Source organism: uncultured Senegalimassilia sp. (assembly GCF_934630535.1).
Taxonomy (GTDB): domain Bacteria; phylum Actinomycetota; class Coriobacteriia; order Coriobacteriales; family Eggerthellaceae; genus Senegalimassilia.
On sequence record NZ_CAKTVU010000005.1, the window covers coordinates 24,505 to 43,915 of the forward strand.

Annotated in this window: 18 protein-coding genes; 17 read left to right on the forward strand and 1 reads right to left on the reverse strand. The window is 65.7% G+C overall.

Annotation, left to right across the window (positions count from 1 at the left end; genetic code table 11):
- Window positions 1-109 precede the first annotated feature (109 nt).
- The 5 genes from rpe to Q0D52_RS04545 all read left to right on the forward strand — a co-directional run bounded on the left by rpe (window position 110) and on the right by Q0D52_RS04545 (window position 4,832).
- On the forward strand, window positions 110-814 hold the full coding sequence (rpe, locus tag Q0D52_RS04525) for a ribulose-phosphate 3-epimerase (RefSeq protein ID WP_294380467.1): 705 nt from the start codon (window positions 110-112) through the stop codon (window positions 812-814).
- Window positions 815-821: 7 nt separating this feature from the next.
- Entirely contained in the window at window positions 822-2,030 is a 1,209-nt protein-coding gene (locus tag Q0D52_RS04530) for a cysteine desulfurase family protein (RefSeq protein WP_294380468.1), read from the forward strand.
- A gap of 177 nt (window positions 2,031-2,207) precedes the next feature.
- Entirely contained in the window at window positions 2,208-3,020 is an 813-nt protein-coding gene (locus Q0D52_RS04535) for a histidinol-phosphatase HisJ family protein (protein WP_294380469.1), read from the forward strand.
- Between the two features lie 100 nt (window positions 3,021-3,120).
- Window positions 3,121-4,041, forward strand: coding sequence for a Nif3-like dinuclear metal center hexameric protein (locus tag Q0D52_RS04540; RefSeq protein WP_294362170.1), 921 nt, complete (start codon window positions 3,121-3,123; stop codon window positions 4,039-4,041).
- 65 nt (window positions 4,042-4,106) lie between these two features.
- Window positions 4,107-4,832, forward strand: a complete 726-nt coding sequence (locus tag Q0D52_RS04545) for a C4-type zinc ribbon domain-containing protein (RefSeq protein WP_294380470.1) — start codon at window positions 4,107-4,109, stop codon at window positions 4,830-4,832.
- A 285-nt stretch (window positions 4,833-5,117) separates the two neighbouring features.
- Here Q0D52_RS04545 and rpmB read toward each other — a convergent pair whose 3' ends face one another.
- Window positions 5,118-5,309: a 50S ribosomal protein L28 gene (rpmB, locus tag Q0D52_RS04550; RefSeq protein WP_294161874.1), complete on the reverse strand. Its 192-nt coding sequence runs from the start codon at window positions 5,307-5,309 to the stop codon at window positions 5,118-5,120.
- Window positions 5,310-5,526: 217 nt separating this feature from the next.
- On the opposite strand from rpmB, the gene Q0D52_RS04555 reads away from it, so the two are divergent.
- From Q0D52_RS04555 to ftsY, 12 genes are all read left to right on the forward strand, one after another.
- On the forward strand, window positions 5,527-5,874 hold the full coding sequence (locus Q0D52_RS04555; RefSeq protein WP_042434539.1) for an Asp23/Gls24 family envelope stress response protein: 348 nt from the start codon (window positions 5,527-5,529) through the stop codon (window positions 5,872-5,874).
- A 50-nt stretch (window positions 5,875-5,924) separates the two neighbouring features.
- Window positions 5,925-7,556, forward strand: coding sequence for a DAK2 domain-containing protein (locus Q0D52_RS04560; protein WP_294380472.1), 1,632 nt, complete (start codon window positions 5,925-5,927; stop codon window positions 7,554-7,556).
- 9 nt (window positions 7,557-7,565) lie between these two features.
- Entirely contained in the window at window positions 7,566-9,737 is a 2,172-nt protein-coding gene (locus tag Q0D52_RS04565) for an ATP-dependent DNA helicase RecG (protein WP_294380474.1), read from the forward strand.
- On the forward strand, window positions 9,688-10,383 hold the full coding sequence (gene rsmD / locus Q0D52_RS04570) for a 16S rRNA (guanine(966)-N(2))-methyltransferase RsmD (RefSeq protein ID WP_294380599.1): 696 nt from the start codon (window positions 9,688-9,690) through the stop codon (window positions 10,381-10,383). Before Q0D52_RS04565 ends, rsmD begins: the two co-directional genes overlap by 50 nt.
- A gap of 21 nt (window positions 10,384-10,404) precedes the next feature.
- Window positions 10,405-10,890 carry a pantetheine-phosphate adenylyltransferase gene (gene coaD / locus Q0D52_RS04575; protein ID WP_294362179.1) on the forward strand — a complete coding sequence of 162 codons (486 nt, stop codon included), beginning with the start codon at window positions 10,405-10,407 and terminating at the stop codon, window positions 10,888-10,890.
- Between the two features lie 237 nt (window positions 10,891-11,127).
- Entirely contained in the window at window positions 11,128-11,604 is a 477-nt protein-coding gene (locus Q0D52_RS04580; protein WP_042434524.1) for a hypothetical protein, read from the forward strand.
- A complete protein-coding gene (locus Q0D52_RS04585) occupies window positions 11,604-12,164 on the forward strand; it encodes a DUF177 domain-containing protein (RefSeq protein ID WP_294380476.1) in 561 nt (186 codons plus the stop codon). Before Q0D52_RS04580 ends, Q0D52_RS04585 begins: the two co-directional genes overlap by 1 nt.
- A 152-nt stretch (window positions 12,165-12,316) precedes the next feature.
- Window positions 12,317-12,496, forward strand: a complete 180-nt coding sequence (gene rpmF / locus Q0D52_RS04590) for a 50S ribosomal protein L32 (RefSeq protein ID WP_294164335.1) — start codon at window positions 12,317-12,319, stop codon at window positions 12,494-12,496.
- A 126-nt stretch (window positions 12,497-12,622) separates the two neighbouring features.
- Window positions 12,623-13,636: a phosphate acyltransferase PlsX gene (plsX, locus tag Q0D52_RS04595; protein WP_294380478.1), complete on the forward strand. Its 1,014-nt coding sequence runs from the start codon at window positions 12,623-12,625 to the stop codon at window positions 13,634-13,636.
- 77 nt (window positions 13,637-13,713) lie between these two features.
- Window positions 13,714-14,559, forward strand: coding sequence for a ribonuclease III (gene rnc / locus Q0D52_RS04600; RefSeq protein WP_365368703.1), 846 nt, complete (start codon window positions 13,714-13,716; stop codon window positions 14,557-14,559).
- A gap of 3 nt (window positions 14,560-14,562) precedes the next feature.
- A complete protein-coding gene (smc, locus tag Q0D52_RS04605; protein WP_294380479.1) occupies window positions 14,563-18,132 on the forward strand; it encodes a chromosome segregation protein SMC in 3,570 nt (1,189 codons plus the stop codon).
- Window positions 18,133-18,474: 342 nt separating this feature from the next.
- Window positions 18,475-19,401, forward strand: coding sequence for a signal recognition particle-docking protein FtsY (gene ftsY, locus Q0D52_RS04610; RefSeq protein WP_294380481.1), 927 nt, complete (start codon window positions 18,475-18,477; stop codon window positions 19,399-19,401).
- Window positions 19,402-19,411: the final 10 nt, after the last annotated feature.

The following is a 19,411-nucleotide window of genomic DNA, read 5'->3' on the forward strand; positions in this document are numbered from 1 at the left end:
CTGATCTTGTCAGCATTATATGCCCGCCGTGCATGCGCCGCCGCCGCCTGAGCGCAGGTGCGGTAGAATACGCACATAACCTAAGAGCTTGGAAGGGAAGGGGCCAAACGTGTTCCAACCGGTTAAAATCGCGCCGTCCATTCTGTCGGCGGACTTCATGAACCTCCAGCGCGATATCGCCGCCATTCAGGCCGGCGGCGCCGGCTACGTGCATGTCGATGTCATGGACGGCCATTTCGTGCCGAACCTCACCATGGGCGTGCCCGTGGTCAAGCAGCTGAAGAAGATCACCGACATGCCGCTCGACGTGCATCTCATGATCTCCAACCCGCTTGAGCAGCTGCCGTGGTTCCTTGATGCGGGCGCCGATATCGTCACCGTGCACGCCGAGGCCGCCGCGGGCTATCAGCTCGAGCGCGCCGTGGAGATGATCCACGCCGCCGGCGCCAAGGCCGCCGCATCCGTCAAGCCCCACACTCCCGTAGAGGTGCTCGCTCCGGTTATGGCCCAGCTCGATATGGTGCTCATCATGTCCGTGGAACCGGGTTTCTCCGGCCAAAGCTACATCGAGGGCTCCGAGCGCAAGGTCGCGCGCACGGTGGAGCTTGCCCGCGCGGTCGGCGCTTCGCCGCTCATCGAGGTCGACGGCGGCATCGGCGTGAAAACCGCCCCGCTCGTGGCCGCCGCCGGCGCCGATGTGCTCGTGTGCGGTTCGGCCGTGTGCGGCGCCGACGACCCCGCGGCAGCCATCGCCCAGGTCACGCAGGCGGCAGAGGCCGCTCGTGCGGCCGCGCTGGCATCCAAGGAGGCGTAGGCGTCCCATGGTGGCGAAGGTCCCGGAAAACTACGTATACCTTGACTACGCGGCAACGGCCCCGCTTTGCGAGGAAGCTGCTCAGGCCATGGCGCCCTACATGGTGCCCGGCCGTGCCAACATCGCCTTCGGCGGCAACGCCAACAGCCTGCACATCCCCGGCCGCGTGGCGTTCTCCGAGCTCGAGGATGCCCGTCGCGCCATCGCGCGCGCCCTGGGCGCCGCACGCCCTGACGAGGTGGTCCTCACCAGCGGCGCCACCGAGGCGGACAATGCCGCCATCATCGGCTTGGCGCAGGCGGCGGCCCATGCCCGACGCCTCGGCGGCGCGGGCGCCGCGCAGCCGCACGTGGTGGTCAGCGCCATAGAGCACGATGCGGTCCTGGCCCCGGCCAAGCGCCTCGAGCAGCTGGGGTTCTCGGTCGATCGCGTGCAGCCCGATCGCAACGGCTTCATAACCGCAGCCGCGCTCGAGCAGCTCATGCGCCCCGAAACGGTGCTCGTCAGCGTCATGGCGGCGAACTCCGAGGTCGGCTCGGTGCAGCCCGTGGCCGAGCTTGCCCGCACGGTGCATGCCGCAGGCGCGCTGTTCCATACCGATGCCACGCAGGCGCTTGGCAAAGTGCCCGTCAACGTGGTCGACTGGGGCTGCGACGCCGCGTCGTTCTCCGCTCACAAGGTGGGCGGCCCGAAGGGCGTCGGCGCGCTGTACGTGAAAAGCCGCACCCCCTTCGATGCCTTCATGCTCGGAGGCGGCCAGGAGGCCGGCCGGCGCAGCGGCACGCAGAACGTATGCGGCGCAGCGGGTTTCGCCGCGGCCATCCAGGTAGCCCAGGAAAAGCAGGCCGAAGAGCAGGCGCGTCTCGGCGCTCTTCGCGACAAGCTCTACGCGGCGCTTGCCGAAAAGCCCGGCATCCGTCCCACGGTCCAGGTTGCGCCCGGCTCGCAGGAGCACCTGCCCAACATCGTGCACGTGCTGGTCGACGCCCTGGAAAGCGAAACGCTCATCCTGCGCTTCGACATGCGCGGCTTCGGCGTTTCCGGGGGGTCGGCGTGCAGCTCGCATTCGCTTGAGCCCAGCCACGTGCTGCGCGCCATCGGCATCGGCGCGGATGCCGCTCATGGGGCGCTGCGCATTTCCATGGGCCGCTATACCTCCGCTGAGGACGTGCAGGCGTTCCTGGACGTCGTCGACTCGGTTTTGAATTGGGAATAGGGAATCGCTCGGGGCTGCCGGAAGGCGGCCCCGTCTAGGTTCGCCCCGCTGCCGGCCCGCTGCGTGCAGCACCCGGCTTGCGGCGATCGGCCACCGTGAACGTCTTGCCGAGCGAATCCGCCAGCCCGCAAAACTGCCGTTTTTCGTCGGCAGCATCGCGCAATGAAAGGAGACCGCATGGAACTGGTAACCATGCACACGCATACGAACTACACCGGCCATGGCTTTGGCACGGTGGCCGAGCTTGTGGATGCCGCCGCTGCCGCCAAGCTCGGCGCCATCGCCGTTACCGAGCATTACCCCATGTCGGCGGCCATGGATCCCGAAAACGTGGTGTCCATGGCATGGGATCGGCTGCCCGATTACCTCATCGACATCGCAGCCGCAGCCGCCGCGCATCCCGAGATGCAGGTCATCCCCGGCTGCGAGATCGACTGGCTTGGGGCGCAGGAGGACCGCGACTTCTCCGCGCTCGACTTCTCCAACTTCATCCACGTGCTCGGCAGCGTGCACTATCTTGACGGGTGGGCCTTCGACGACCCGGCTCAAGAGCCGCATTGGCACGATGTGGGCGTCGATTCGGTATGGCGCCGCTACTTCGAGGTGTGGTGTCAGGCCGCTAGCTGCACCGACATGCCCTTCACGTGCATGGCGCACCCCGATCTGGTGAAGAAGTTCGGCTATCGTCCCAGCTTCAACCCCCAGGCGCTCTACGATGAGGCGGCCGAGGCCGTGCAATCGAGCGGCCGCATGGTGGAGGTGAACACCTCGGGCCTTACATACCCGTGCGCCGAGCTGTTCCCCGCGCCCGACCTTCTGCGCACGTTCTGCCGTGCCGGCATCCCGTGCTCCATCGGCACCGATGCGCACGAACCGGCCCTGGTCGATCGCAACCTCATGCCCGGGCTTGCCGCGATGTACGACGCGGGCTACCGCTGCGTGACGGTTCCCACTCCCACGGGCGACCGGCGCCAGATTGCGCTAGAGTAAAGGCGGCGAAGGCCCCGTCGAAGCGGCGGGGCGCACGGCCGGGGCACGCGCCCCCGGTCGTTTCAAGGGAAGCCTCATCACATGGAAGGACTTGATGGACATGGCTTCGAAGAAGATTAAGATCGAAGGTTCCAAGGAAAAGGCAACGCAAGGCGAAGGAAAGCCCGAGCTTGTGCGCGTGGAAGTCGGCGGTTTGCGCACCAAAAGCTTCCAGCTTTCGGTAGGCGCGCTCGAGCAGGCGCTTCTGGCCGAGTTTCCCGCGGCTGACGCCGAGGAATGGGATCGCACGGGCCTTTTGGTGGGCGATCCGGCCGCGCCGGTGCGGGCGGTGGCCGTGGCGCTCGACCCCACGGTCGGTGCCATCGATGCGGCAGCCGATGCGGGCGCGAACGTGCTCGTCACGCATCATCCGGCCTATCTGACCCCGCCCACGTCGTTTCGGCCGGCTCCGTCGCCGGCGGTGAACTCCGGCGCCGTGGTGTATCGCGCCATCGAACGGGGCGTGGCGCTCATGAACTTCCATACCGCCCTTGACGTTTCCGCCCGCGCCCAGCGCATGCTGCCCGGCATGCTGGGGCTGTCGCTGCGCGGGGTGGTGGAGCCGAAGGCCGGGTGTTCCGAGAAGGGCTACGGCCAGCTGTGCGCTGCCGCCGAGAAGATGACGCTCGGCCAGCTTGCGGCGCGCTGCACCAGCGTGTTCGGCCGCGCGCCGCGCGTATGGGGAGGCTTCGACCGCGCGGTCGGCAGCATCGTCACCTGCACGGGTTCGGCGGGCCCCACGGGCCGCGCCGCGCTTGCCGCAGGCGCCGACGTGCTCATAGCCGGCGAGGTCAAATACCATGATGCGCTCGACCTGTCCCAGGCGGGCATGGCCGTGATCGACTTAGGCCACGATACCTCCGAGCTGCCGTTTTGCGGCGTGCTCGCCGCCAGCGTCCGCGATGCGGGCGTGCCCGACGAGCTGGTTGCCGTGGTGTCGCAACGCAACAGGTGGTCCTATCCCGAGGCCGTGCGCGTATAACTAGCAAACCGTGCCCGGCGCCGCGGCTCGGCTGTGCGCGGGGCACCCGAACGAAAAGGATTCGCATGAGGATCGATTCCGAGGTTTTGGCCGCGTTTTTGCATATGCAGGAGCTCGACGTGCAGATCATCCGAGCCGAGAAGCAGCTTCAAGAGCTGCCCGAGCGCAAGGCCATCGCCGACGCCATGGCGAAGAAGCGCGCCGTTACTGCCAAGGCGGAACAGGTGGAGAAGCTTGCGGCCAAGGCCGAGGACAAGCTCGCGCGCATCACCGAAGAGGATGATGGCCTGGCCGAGAAGGCTCGCCGCATCCAGGACGAGATCGAGCAGGCGCAGGGCGATTTCCGCACCGTCGATGCGCGCACCAAGGAGCTGACGGGCGTCCAGGAGCGCCGAGACGTCCTTGAGGAGGATATGCGCGCCGTCGATGCGGAGCTGGAGAAGATCAAGGCGGTGCGTGCCCAGGTGGCCGCGGCCCTAGAGCAACTTGAGGGCATCGAGGGCAGCGCCGGCGCCGCGTTCGCGCAAAAAGGCGGCGAACTGAAGCAGCGCATCGCCGACATGCAGGCCAAGCGCAAAGCCATGGCCCAGCGCGTGCCCGCCGATGACATGAAGCTTTACGAGCGCACGGCCGCTGCCACCGCTGGCGTGCCCTTGGCCTTGCTCGTCGAGGAGCGCTGCGGCGCATGCCGCACGCCCATCGAGCATGGGCGCGTGCTCGACATGCGCGCCCAGGGCAACGTGGCCACGTGCCCTAACTGCGGCCGCCTGCTCATCTTGCAGGCGCATTAGGGTGTTGCTTCGCTTGCGATCGATTGCAGGTTAGCGTCGCGTCGCGTTCCTGATCGGAGCGGGGCGCGGCGCTGTCTATGGTTAGATAGGGGTTGCAAGTATTTGTATCTCGGGCGCTTGCAAGGCAGGGGCCCGATCCCCGCAAAGACAACCGCGTGGAATCAGGCACGCATATGGTTCTGGTTGCCAAGGTTCCTTTCGCTGGCATAAACCCCCCGCACGCAAGAAGGCCCCGCTCTTGGAGCGGGGCCTTCGATTTCCCGTATGGGAGGTTCCGCGAAGGTTTTACGCGCGGGTGACCTTGCCGGCCTTCATGCACTTGGTGCAGACGTTGGCCTTGCGGACATGGCCCTTGGCGTCCTTGATGGTGACCTTCTGGATGTTGGGACGGAACCAACGGTTCGTCACGCGGTGGGAATGGCTGACGCTACGACCGGCGACGGGGCCCTTACCGCAGATTTCGCAAACTTTAGACATTATTCATCACTCCATGTACCTAGGTTGCATGTATCGGCGCGAACGCCGCTCTTGCACAAAAAGCCCTCCAACTATACCACACGCACTCGACAGATCACAAGATTATTTCGTGTTTATGCCTTGCATGCGCCGTGCATGCATACCGTCTGCACAATTGCATGCGCTATACTGCCAGCAGAAGTTTCGAGCCCGCATATGCGAGCCAGAAAGGAACGCCATGAACGATACCATTCCCGGCAACCTCCATGTTGCCAACGATGTCCTGGCCGACATGGTCGGCAACGCCGCGCTCGAGTGCTACGGCGTCGTCGGCATGGCCGCACCTTCCGCTGCCGACGGAATCGCGAAGATCCTGCCCGCCAGCCGCCTGCGCCGCGGCGTGACGGTCACCGCCACCGATGCCGGCGTGCACGTGGCGCTGTACGTCGTCATCGAGTACGGCACCAACATCAACACGGTGTCCCAGAACCTGGTCGACCAGGTCACGTTCGTTTTGAAGGAGTATGCGCGCGTCCCGCTGGACGGGGTTGAAGTGCATGTGCAGGGCGTGAAGGTCCGCAAGTAGCGCGCGCCTAAGCGTTTTGCCGCCTGCCCCAATGAAGGAGAATCCCATCAATGTCTAGTACCTATACCAGCAACGACCTGGTCAACGCTATCGCGGCCGCCAGCAAAAACCTCAGCGCGCGCAAAGACGAGGTCAACCGCCTCAACGTCTTCCCCGTGCCCGATGGCGACACCGGCACGAACATGTCGTTGACTCTGGAATCCGTCGTCGCAAGCCTGGCCAAGCTGCCTATCGGCGCCGGTGCCGCCGACATCCGCAAGGCCATCACCACCGGCGCGCTCATGGGCGCGCGCGGCAACTCCGGCGTCATCACCTCGCAGATCCTGCGCGGCCTGTGCGAAGGCTCCAACGGCTTCGACGCCGTCAGCGCCGAGTCCATCGAGTCCGCCCTGGCCAAGGCCCAGGACGTCGCGTTCCACGCGGTGCGCAAGCCCGTCGAGGGCACCATTCTCACCGTGCTGAAGGACTCCGCCGCCGCTGCCAAGCATGCCCGCAAGAAGAAGATGACGGCCGACGAGGCGCTGGCCTACGTGGTGGAGCAGGCATATGCCAGCGTGCAGCGCACGCCTGAGCTGCTTCCCGTGCTGAAGGAGAACGGCGTGGTGGACTCCGGCGGCTACGGTCTTGCCATCCTCATCGACGGCTTCGTGGCTGCTCTCACGGGCAAGGAGGGCCCGTTAGTCGACGAGCTGGCCTTCGCGCGCGACGCCGCCCCGAAGGTCGAGATCGAGCAGGTCAACGACTGGGAGGGCAGCGAGTTCACCTACTGCAACGAATTCCTGGTGGACTCCGACGTGCTCGACAAGGCCGAGGCGCTTGACTTCCTGGCCACCATGGGCGACTGCGAGCTGTGCGTGGGCGAGGCCCCGAAGTTCAAGGTGCACGTGCATTCCAACACGCCCGACAAGGTGCTGGCGTACTTCCTGGAGCGCGGCCAGATCTCCGAGGTGTTCATCCACAACATGAAGCTGCAGTCCGAGGAGCGCACCGAGAAGCTCGAGGCCGAGCAGCATGCCGAGCGCAAGCCGCTCGGGTTCGTGGCGGTCGCGGCTGGCCAGGGCAACGCCAAGATCTTGGAGTCGCTCGGCGTCGACGTGGTCGTCTCCGGCGGTCAGACCATGAACCCCTCCACGAAGGACCTGCTCGATGCCGCCGCCAAGGTCAACGCCGACGCGGTCATCTTCCTTCCGAACAACAAGAACATCATCATGGCGGCCCAGTCCGCCTGCGAGCTGTCCGACATCCCGGCAGGCGTCGTGCCCACCAAGTCCGTGCCGCAGGCCTTCGCCGCCATGTTCGGCGTGAACGCCCAGGCATCGCTCGAGGACAACGTCGAGGCCATGACCGAGGCGTTCGCCGACGTGAAAACCGGTGAGGTCACCACCGCCATCAAGGATTCCAAGGACGCCGAGGGCAACGCCATCGCCGACGGCGACGTCATCGGCATCGCCGACGGCGCCATCCATGCTGTGGGTCACAGCGTGTCCGACGTGGTCATGGGCCTGCTCGAGCACATGGAGGCCGACGATTGCGACACCTGCACGCTGCTTGCCGGCGAAGACCTCTCCGATGAGGACTTCCAGGCGTTGCAGGAGCGCATCGAGCAAGCCTACGAGGACCTGGAGATCGACGCGCACCGCGGCGATCAGCCCCTGTACCCCATCGTCTTCTCCGTGGAGTAGGGCGGCAACGTGGCCGATAGGCTCGCAGCAACATTAGCCTTAGATGAACCCGTGTCGCGCGTGAAGCTGGTCAGCCCGGCTCGCGCGCAGGCGCTTGCGGGTTTGGGCGTGCGCACGGTCCGCGACCTGCTCACGCACTTTCCCCGACGCTACATAGACCTGTCGAAGCGCGAGACCGTCGCCGGTGCGCGCATCGGCGGGTCGTGCACTATCCAGGGGTCCGTCCATGAGGTCAAACTCAAGCGGCCGCGCCCCAACCTTACGTTGGTCGAGATCGCGGTGGTGGATGCAACCGGCGTGCTCATGGTCACCTGCTTTCGCCAGCCTTGGTTGAAAGACCAGCTCAAACCCGGTATGGGCATCGCCGTTGCCGGCAAGGTGGAGTTCGATTACGGTTTCAAGCGCATGGTGAACCCCTATATCGAGCAGCTCGGCGATGGGCAGCTGGCCGAGGGCATGATCATCCCCGTGCATCCTGCGTGCGAGAAGATCTCGGCCGCATGGATGCGCCGTTTGGTGGGCAATGCGCTCGACGCTGTGCAAGGCTGCTACGATCCGCTGCCGCTCGATCTGCGCGTGCGGTATCGGCTCATGGCTCGCGGCGCCGCGCTGTCGTGCATCCACTTTCCGCATACTATGGAAGAGGTCGCCGAGGCGCGCCGCCGCCTGGTGTACGAGGAGCTGCTGCTGCTCGAGCTCGCCCTCATGTCGCAAGCCGCGCAGCGCGCCGCCGGCGCGCAGCCGGTGGCGCATGTGGTGGACGGCCCGTGCGCGGCGGCGCTCGACTGCGTCATGCCGTTCACCCTCACCGAGGAACAGCAGCAGGCCCGCGCCGATATCCTTGCGCGCATGGCGGCGCCCGATGTGGCCAACCATATGCTGCTCGGCGATGTGGGCACGGGCAAGACCGCCGTCGCGGCGTTCGCCCTTGCCGCGGTGGCCGACACCGGCACCCAGGCGGCGCTTATGGCGCCCACCGAGGTGCTCGCGCGCCAGCATGCCGCGTCGCTGGGGAAATGGTTCGACGAAGTAGGCGTCACCTGGGGCCTGCTCACCGGTTCCACGCCCGACGATGAGCGCGCCCGCCTGCTCGAGGGTGCCGCCGATGGCGGCATCTGCGTGCTCATCGGCACGCACGCCCTGCTCGAGCCCAATGTGCGCTTCAAGCGCCTCACGCTCGCGGTCATCGACGAGCAGCAGCGCTTCGGCGTGGAGCAGCGCGCGGCGCTTCTTTCCAAAGGACAAGCCCCCGATGCGCTCTACTTGACCGCCACGCCCATTCCCCGCACGCTCGCGCTCGCCGTGTTCGGCGATATGACGCTGTCCTACATCAAGCACCGCCCCAACGACTCGGCCCGCCGCACCACGCACGTCGTGTCGAAGGCCGACCAGGGCAGGGCATACGATGCGGCGCGTGAGGGGCTTGCGCGCGGCGAGCAGGTGTACGTGGTCTGCCCCCTTATCGGGCAGGATTCAGAAGCGCGCGACAAGCGGGCAGGCGGCCGGGGCCGGGAAACCGACGAGGAGGCCTACGAGTTCGCGTCCATTAGCATCGAATCGGACGCCGATTTCGCGGGCGACGACGTCACGGCGGCAACCAAGGAGGCGTCCTACCTGCAGCAAACGGTGTTCGCCGATTGGCGCGTGGAGCTGTTGCACGGGCGCATGAAGCCCGCCGACAAGGACGCCGTCATGGGCCGGTTCCGCGACAATGAGACGCAGGTGCTCGTGGCCACCACCGTCATCGAGGTGGGCGTCGACGTGCCCAACGCCACGGTCATGATCGTCATGGACGCCGACCGCTTCGGCCTCTCGCAGCTCCATCAGCTGCGCGGGCGCGTGGGCCGCGGCGAGAAGCCGGCGCAGGTGTTTTTGGTCTCCACCTCCAAATCCGAGCAGTCCATGGCGCGCTTGGTCGCCATGGAGCGCACCGACGATGGGTTCGAGCTGGCGAAATACGACTTGTCGCTTCGTCGCGAGGGCGATATCCTGGGCAACCGGCAAAGCGGCGCGAGCGCGTTGAAGCTCGTCAACATCGTTCGCGACGAGCGCATCATCGACGCCGCGCACGCCGACGCCGCGGCCATCATGGCAGCCGACCCCGGGCTTGTCGAGCTCGACCACCAGGCGCTTGCGCTCGAGCTGCGCCGCACGTTCCCTGACCAAACGGCGCAAAGATAGCCGATACGTTTCGAGCCGTGCCCCACACGGGCTTCGGATCCAGAAAGAGGTAGGTATGAGGATCATCGCAGGTCAGTTCCGCGGCCGTACGCTGGCCGCGCCCAAAGGCGACGGCACGCGTCCCACCACCGATCGCGTGCGCGAATCGCTCATGAGCGCCGTGTTCAGCCAGCGCGGCGGCTTCGAGGACGCCGTGGTGCTCGACGCGTTCGCCGGATCGGGCGCCCTTGGCCTGGAGGCCCTGTCGCGCGGCGCGGCGCGCGCGGTGTTTTACGAGTGCGCCCCCGAGGCAGCGAAGGTCGTGCAGAAAAACGTGGCGAACCTAGGGCTCGAGCCGGCCCGCGCCACCGTCACGCGCGCCGACGTCATCGAGCGCGCGCCGCAGTTCGCCCGTCCTCCGTTCGATCTTATCTTCCTGGACCCGCCTTACGCCTATGATGCTACGGCGGTGCTGGGCATGGCGGCTGGCTTGGTCGAGCGCGGCGTGGCGGCACCCGATACCCTCGTCGTTTACGAGCATTCCCTTGCCGGCAATGATGCGGCAGCCCTGGCGGCGGCAGAGCTCGGCTTCGAGCTTGCGTCTCGCAAGAAGTACGGCGATACTACCGTAGACGTGCTGCGCGCGTGCGAGCGCAGCGCATCGTAAAGACGATCAAGAAGGAGCTTCATGAAACGCGCATTGACACCGGGCACGTTCGACCCCATCACCTCGGGGCATCTCGACGTTATCGCCCGCGCATCCCAGCTGATGGATGAGGTGGTCGTGGCCGTGGCCGATTCCCAGAAGAAAGGGCCCCTGTTCACGCTCGAGGAGCGCGTCGAGCTGGTTCGTCAGGCCACCGCGCACCTGCCAAACGTCCGCGCCGTGCCTTTCAGGGGCCTGCTCGTGGATTTGGCCAAGGAACTTGACGCCACCGTGGTGGTCAAGGGCCTGCGAGCCATCACCGACTTCGAGTACGAGTTCCAGATGACGGCCATGAACTATCAGCTCTCGCCGCAGCTGGAAACGCTGTTCATCATGTCCCCGCCGCAGTACATGTACCTGTCAAGCTCCATCGTGCGCGAAATCTCGAAGATGGGCGGCGATATCGAGCAGTTCGTGCCCCCTTGCGTGTACGAGGCGCTTAAGAAGAAATACGCGAACCTGAAGTAGGCAGCCCGCCGGCGATACCGTGCCTTGCGGGCAGCGGGGAAGGCCCTGGCGCCATAGGCGCTCGCGGGGAAAGATTCGTTGCGCCCGTGTTCAGGCGGAACGGTCGTATGTGCATGCTTTGTTCTTCAGGCGCAAGCGCCGGGCGGCATGCTATCATGCTTATCTGCATGCGTGGCCTTATGCCCGTGTGCCTAAACGCAGTTTTCAAACGCAGCAAGCCTGGGTGGAAGGATCATCATGGACGAAACAGGGGTTCTGGGGCTTTTGGAAGAGCTCTCGATTCTGCTTGAGGACTCTAAACCGGTGTTCGGCAAGGGCAACCTGCGCCAGGTGGATATCGCTGCGGCATTCGAGATCATGGACGAGATCCGCGACACGTTCCCCAGCGAGTTCTCGCAGTCGCGCCAGATAGTGCGCGAGCGCCAAAGCCTGCTCGATGATGCCGAGGCCGAGGCCAACCGCATGATCGAGGACGCACGCAGCCAGGCGATGACCATCGCCTCCGAGCAGGAGATCGTGCGCATCTCCCAGCAGCAGGCCGACCAGCTGGTCGCCGATGCACGCGAGCTCGAGCGTCAAACGCGCGCCGGCGCCGAAGATTACGCCGACGAGGTGTTCGGGCACGTCGAGCAAAGCCTCGATACGCTGCTCAACAACGTGCGCCGCTGCCGCGATCGCCTCAACGCCAACGCCATGGCGCAGGGTCGCCAGTAATGGATGCCGTGAAGTTCGAGGTCCCGCCGGAGCTCTTCGTTACCACGGAGAGCTCCTCTTTTGCAGGGCAGCTTGCCTTAGGGGAGCTTGAGGCGGGTCCCGATACCTATACATTCGCCAAGCCCATCGATTGGAACGTCACCGTCACCAACACCGGCGACGCGCTTCTGGTCATGGGCAGCGCCTGCGGCACGGCAACGGTCGCTTGCGCGCGCTGCCTGGATGATTTTCAGGTGGACCTCAACGGGGAAGTGGAAGGCTATTTCCTGCTCTCCGAGGACGGTCCGGCTCCCGAGGATATGGACGACGACGAGTTCGAGGTGCTTGGCGCCGACAAGATGCTCGACTTAGAGCCGCTCATCATCGCCGCGCTTCTGGTGGAGGCCCCGCTCGTGCCCCTGTGCCGAGAGGATTGCGCCGGTTTGTGCGCGCAATGCGGTGCGAACCTCAACGAGGGGCCGTGCGCCTGCTCGGAGCAGCCCGATGACGGCCTGCCGCGCATGTCCGACGGCCGCGTCAGCCCCTTCGCCGCGTTGAAGGATCTGAATCTGGGCGAGTAGCTCTCAGATTATGGAACCTCAATGGGTTTGTGTGTGCATGCCGAACAACTGCTTGCATGCGCACGGACACTTTGGTAGTATATCGCTTCGCGTGTTTACCCAGCGAACGAGCGAGCGCCACGCGCGCCCGACATAAAGCAAGGAGATAGATCATGGCAGTACCTAAGCAAAAAATGGGCCGCGCCCGCACTCATGCACGTCGTAGCACCAACGACAAGATCGCAGCCCCTTCCCGTTCCGTGTGCCCGCAGTGCGGCGAGGCTAAGCTTCCCCACCGCGTGTGCCCGAACTGCGGCTTCTACAAGAACCGCGAGGTCATCGAGACGGAGTAACGCCGTCATAGCGTGCAATTGCAACTTGAAGCCTCTCTGCGGCGCCATTGGCGCAGAGAGGCTTTCTTGCGTTTAGCAACGGCGCCGTGTGCGAAGCGCAACGCCTGCTAGGGAAAGGGTGTCAACATGACAGACAACGTTACCATCGCAGTGGACGCCATGGGCGGCGATAACGCTCCCGAGGTCGTCCTCGAGGGCGTGGCAGCGGCGCTTGCCGCCGACGAGGGGCTTACCGTGATCTTGTGCGGTCTCGCCGACGTGGTCGAGCCGTTCGCCGCGCAACATGCCCGCTGCCGTGCGCAGGTAGCCGCCGAGGTCATCGGCATGGCCGAGCATCCCGCGCAGGCCGTGCGCAAGAAGAAGGACAGCTCCATCGTGGTCGGCTGCCGCCTGGTCAAGGATGGCCAGGCGCAAGGTTTCTTCTCCGCCGGCTCGACGGGCGCCTGCCTGGCGGCCGCAACGCTGGTCATGGGGCGCATCAAGGGCATCTCCCGCCCGTGCCTGGCCACGGTGGTGCCAAGCCCCGTTCGTCCCATCGTGCTGTGCGATGTGGGCGCCAACGCCGATTGCAAGCCCGAGTACCTGGTGCAGTTCGCCCAGATGGGCAGCGTGTATGCTCAGAAGATCTTAGGTTACGAGTCGCCCAAGGCCGCGCTGCTCAACATCGGCGAGGAGGACACCAAGGGCAACGCGCTTGCCCAGGAAGCCCACCAGCTCATGGCCAAGCGGCTGACCAACTTCGCCGGAAACTGCGAGGGGCGCGACGTGCTCGGCGCGCAGTACGAGGTAGTGGTCACCGACGGCTTCACGGGCAACGTGTGCCTGAAAACCATCGAGGGCGCCTCGAAGGTGCTCTTCGGCGCCATCAAGGATGCCATGATGTCCACCACGAAGGGCAAGATCGGAGCCCTGTGCGTCAAAGACGGCCTGAAAGGCCTGAAAAACCAGGTGTCGCCCGACACCTACGGCGGCGCTCCGCTTCTCGGCGTCAAGGGCGCCTGCATCGTCGGGCACGGAAGCTCGGGTGCGGTGGCCGTCGAAAACGGCGTGCTCACCACGGCGCGCGTGGTGCGTCAGGGCGTTTCTGAGATAATCCAGCACATGGCGCAAGCTGGAAACGGCTCGGATACAATCAAGTAACACCATGTGAACCAGCCGCAACATGCGGTATGGTCGCCATATCGTCGATGTACGTTCATACCGGTTTCGGAGGTTGTATGACCTTAACAGAAGAACAAGCCTCAAAACTACAAAGGGCGGAGGAGGTCCTAGGCTACTCGTTTTCCAACAAGCAGCTCATCTTGTCCGCCATCACGCACCCGTCGGCCACCGAAGGCCGAGCGGTGAAGTATTCCTATGAGCGCCTGGAGTTTTTGGGCGACTCCATCTTGGGCGCCATCGTGGCCGATGTCGCCTTTGAACGCTTCCATGAACTCGACGAAGGCGGTTTGACGCGCATCAAGGTGGCGCTCGTGTCGGGCGCAAGCCTGTCGGATGTGGCATCGGGCCTGGGCTTCGCCGACATCATCGTGTTCGGCTCCTCGGAGACGGGCACGGGCAAGCGTGGTCTGCACTCGGCGCTCGAAAACGTCTACGAGGCCGTAGTGGCCGCGTTGTACCTTGACGGCGGCGTGGAGGTGGCGCGCGATTTCATCTACCGCACGCTCATCCCGCGCATGTGCGAGGAGATGGCGCTCGAGCCGGAAAACCCGAAAAGCGCGCTGCAGGAGCGTCTGCAGGAAGACGGCATCACACCCACCTACAAACTTGTGGAAACGCAGGGCCCGCCTCATGACCGCACGTTCGTCGCTCAGGTGTTCGCAGGCAATCAAGGCCTTGCCCGTGGCACGGGTCGCACGAAAAAGGAAGCGGAAAGCCAGGCGGCGAAGTCCACGCTGGCGCGTCTCGGCGAGTTTTTCGGTTTGGGCATGGATGAGCAGGCCCGCGCCGAGAAGGCCGCCGCGGCCAAGCGGGCGAAAGCGGATAAAGCCGCGGCCCGCGCCGAGGAGAAGGCGCGCAAGAAGCACGAGCGCGAGCTGCATAAGAGCATGAAACAGGGCTAGCGCATGTACTTGAAGTCGCTCGTGCTCAAGGGCTTCAAGTCGTTCGCCGACAGAAGCGCGCTTTCCTTGGAGCCGGGCATCACCGCCGTGGTGGGTCCGAACGGCTCCGGCAAATCCAATATCTCCGATGCCGTGCTGTGGGTGCTTGGCGAGCGCAACGCCAAGCACCTGCGCGGTCAGGCTATGGAAGACGTCATCTTCGCAGGCTCGTCGGCCCGAAAGGCCACGGGCCTTGCCGAGGTTGAGCTGGTGCTCGACAACTCCGATGGGAAGCTGCCCGTCGATTTCAACGAGGTATCTATCACGCGCCGTATGTATCGCAGCGGCGAAAGCGAATATCTCATCAACGGCAGCGTGGCGCGTCGCATGGACGTGCTCGACATCCTGCATGATTCCGGTTTGGGAACCGGCACGCACTCCATCATCGGCCAGGGCAGCCTGGACTCCATCTTGCAATCCAAGCCCGAGGACCGCCGCGCGCTCATCGAGGAGGCCGCCGGCGTGCTCAAGCACAAGCAGCGCAAGGCGAAAAGCGAACGCAAACTGGCCGCCATGGACGCCACGCTCGCGCGCGTGCGCGATGTGGCGGGCGAGGTGGGACGGCAGCTCGGCCCGCTTGAGCGCAAGGCGAAGAAGGCCCGCGCCTACCAGGAGCTTTCCGGGCAGCTTACCGATGTCAGCCTTGCCTTGGCCGTCGATGACCTGCGCTGCCTGCGTCAAAGCTGGGATGAGGCGTGCGCCGGCGAGCATCAGCTGGTGGAAGACCTTCAGGCGCGTCATCAGGATATCTCCACGGCAGAAGCCGCCGCCGAGGCGCTGCAGGAGCAGATTCGCAAGCAAACCCAGAACGCAGGCGACCTGTCGCGCAGCTATCAGCGCGCATCGTCGGCCGTCGAGCGCTTCGACGGCGCCGTGCTGCTGCTGCATGAGAAGCGCCGCGGGGCGCAAAGCCTTGAAGCCGATGTGCGCGTGCAGCTGGAGTCGGGTCGCGCCAAGCGCGCCGAGGCCGTGGCCGAACGCGAGCAGGCGGCGGCGCAGCTTGAGGCCGTGCGCCGCGACCTTGCCGCCGCGCAGGCCGCCGTCGAGCGTCTTGATGCCTCCCGCCGCGAGAACGCCCAGGCCCGCCGCAGCGTGGAAGATGAGCTTGATCAGCTCAAGCGCCAGGGCCGCGCCGATGATCGCGCGTCCGAGGATGCGAGGCGCCGTTTGTCGCAAACCCAGGAGGCCCTGGCCAACGGCTTGGCGCACGCCAAGCTGGTGGAAGGGCGCGCCAAGGAGCTTGAGCTGGCGCTCGGCCATGCCGAGGAGCAGGCTCAAAAGCTCGAGGACGCCCGCGCGGCCGCCCAGCGTTTGCTCGATGAATGCCAGCAAGCTGAATCGCAGGCGCGCGGCGCCGTTGCCGCCGCCATCAAGGAGCGCGACGCCGCCCGTGCCGCGCTCGACCAGGCGCATCGCCAGGTCACCTCGCTTGAAAGCCGTATTTCCGCGCTTGAAGAGGTAGAGCGCGCATCGGCGGCCGCCGGGCCTGCTCGCGCATGGCTTCTCGAGCATGCGCGTATATCCGGCCAGCAGCTTGAGCCGCTTGCCCGTGCCGTGCGCGCGCCGCAGGGCTTCGAGGCGCTTGTGGAGCATCTGCTTTCCGGCGATGCCGAGGCGCTCATGATCCCTTCGATTCAGGCGGCTGCAAGCTTTGCGGGCGACGTGCTGGAAAGCGGCCGCGATGGCCAGGTTTCGCTGCTTCCCGCCGGCGGCATGCGTCCCGGCGTCCCCGCGCGTCAAGCTGCGCAGACCTGCGGCGGCAAGGCGTTGGTGGACATGCTGGAATATCCTGAGCAGGCGGCTTCTACGGTCGAGGCGCTGCTCGGCGATGTGGTGGTCTGCGACACGTTCGAAGCGGCGCGTCAGGCTCAGGCTGCGCGCTTGCAGGACGCCGCGGACGCGCCCGTGCGCTTCGTTGCGGCCGATGGGTGCATCGCCTGGCCTAGCGGCAAGCTCACGGTGGGCACGGTTGATTCCGGGGCCGAAGGCGCGCTGGCCCGCGCGCGCCAGCTCGACGAGCTGCGTGCATCGCTTGGAGGCGCGTCCGAACATCATAGGGAAGCCGAGCAGGTCGAGCGCCAGGCGGAAGAGGCATTGCGCGCCGCCCAGGCTGAAAGCCTGCGGCTCTCCCAGCAGCTTGCCGAGCGTCGAGGGGCCACTCAGTCGGCATCGGCCGAGGCCAAGCGCGCAGCCGATGCGCTGGCGTCGACGCGCCGCGAGTTCGCCGATGTGGAACGTCAGCGTCAGCAGGCGGACAAAACCGTAGCCGAGGCTCGCCCCACCGTGGACAAGCTGGAGGCGCAGCTGGCCGACCTGGCGCAAGCCGCGCAAGCCCGTGCCGAGCGATGCGAGGAGCTTGAGGCGAAGGTGGTGCCGCTCCGCAAGGAGGCGGCGCAGCTGCGCGACGGCCTATCGGAGGCCAAGCTTTCGGCCGCAACCCTGCGAGAACGCGACACCTATACCGCGCGCATCGTGGATGCTCGCGGCCGCGACGTGGCCGCAGTGGACGCTGCCGAGGACGATTTGCGAAACCAGCTGGCTCGCAAGATCGTGGCGCAGCGCCGCGTCGCGCCGCTTCTGGCGGTGTTCGAGGAGCTCACGGCAAGCGCCCGTCGCTGGACGCATGATCTTGAGCAGCGGGCCCAGCAGGCGCAGGACTCGTCGGCAGGCCTGCATTCGCAGGTCACTGCCGCACGCGAGCAGGCCAAGGCAGCCCACGATGCCTATGATGACGTGAACGCGCGCCTGTCGGCGGCCCGTGTGGAGAAGGGCCGTCTTGAGGTGCGCGTCGACGCCGCCGTCAACTCCATCGTGCAGGACATGGGCGTGCCGCTTGAGACGGCGCTCGCGCTTCCGGAGCTTGACGACCGCGGCGCCGCCGAGGAGAACGCGTTCAAGCTGCGCCGCCGCATCGCCAACATGGGCGCCATCAACCCCGATGCCGCCCAGGAGTACGAGCAGCTGCGCAGCCGCTACGATTACCTGGCGGCTCAGCTAGCTGATCTCGACGGCGCACGTCGAAGCCTGGCCAAGATCGTCCGCGTCATCGATGCGCGCATGAAAGACGACTTCGTCAGCACGTTCAACGCGGTCAACGACAACTTCCGCAGCATCTTCGCCACCTTGTTCCCGGGCGGTTCGGCCGAGCTCATCCTCACCGACCCCGACGACCTGGAGAACACCGGCGTGGAGGTCAGCGCGCAGCCGGCGGGCAAGCGTATCACGAAGATGATGCTCATGTCCGGCGGCGAGAAGTCGCTCACGGCGCTTGCGCTGCTGTTCGCGGTCTACCGCATCCGCAGTGCGCCGTTTTACATCCTCGATGAGGTGGAGGCGGCGCTTGACGACAGCAACCTGCGCAGGCTCACGGCGTACCTGCAGTCCATCCGCAACGACACGCAGCTCATCATGATCACGCACCAGCGGCGCACCATGGAGATGTCGGACGTGCTGTTCGGCGTATCCATGCAGTCCGACGGCGTCACCAAGGTGATCAGCCAGAAGCTCGACCACGCCCTGAAGTACGCGGAATAGGGAAGCGGCCAGCCGGCCGCTTCCCCGATTACGTTGCGGATTTCGGTGTGAGCGGGTTTGCGGGTATACGGGGAATCCCGGTTGCGGCCGTCGGTGACGCCGGGAGATCGGAGGGGCCTTTCGCGTGGCGGTAAGGCATCCGGAAGCGTGCCGGTTGTAACCGGTTACCGCTCTACCTTCCCCGTGTAATTCTTGTTCGCCTGCTGCCTGGGATGCCTTGCCCTCGGCGGCGGGGTATACTTCTTCCCGAAAGAAACACGCGGTGCAATCGGCGGCCCGTTGGGAAACGATGCCGAAAGACGCTGCACAACATGCGATGATTTGCGACACAAGGGGAGCAACATGGGATTTTTCGACCGCATCAGCCAGGGGCTGCAACGTTCTCGCGACAAGTTCAAGGAGGAGATGAACGTTCTCCTCGACCGCGGCCCCGACCTTGATGAGGAGTTCTGGGACGGCCTGGAGGAAACGCTCATCCTAGCCGACATCGGCGGCGCGGCGGCATGCGATATCGTGGAGAACCTGCGCGACCAGGCCACGCGCAAGGCGCTTCCCGATGCCTATGCCGTGCTCGATATGCTTAACGACCAGATAGCCGATACCTTCACCGAGGGCGGTCAGGAGATCCTTGGCGGCGACCCGGCGTGCGTGCTGTTCGTCGGCATCAACGGCACGGGCAAGACCACCACGGTGGGCAAGCTTTCCAAGGAAGCGCACGACGCCGGCCGCAAGGTCATCTTAGGCAGCGCCGACACGTTCCGCGCCGCCGCCATCGAGCAGCTTGAAGTGTGGGCGCGCCGTGCCGATGTGGAGATGGTCACGCGCGAGCGCGGCGCCGATCCGGCAAGCGTGTGCTACGACACCATCGAGCGCGCCGAGGCCGAAGGCGCCGACCTCGTGCTCATCGACACTGCCGGGCGTCTGCACACCTCGGCCGACCTCATGCGCGAGCTGGCGAAGGTGGTGGGCGTGGTGCGCAAGCGCTCGAAGCTGCCCGTCTACACCGTGCTCGTCATCGACGCCACCACCGGCCAGAACGGCCTGCAGCAGGCGCGCGAGTTCAACCGCGAGCTCGAGCTGGACGCGCTCATCGTCACGAAACTCGACGGCACGGCCAAGGGCGGCATCGCGCTTGCCGTCAGCCACGAGCTTGAGTTGCCCATCATCAAGATCGGCGTGGGCGAGGGCCTTGACGACCTGCGCGACTTCGACGCGCACGAGTTCGCCCGTGCCTTGGTCGGCGCATTTGACGAGCGCCAGGCGAAGTAGGGAGCCAAGC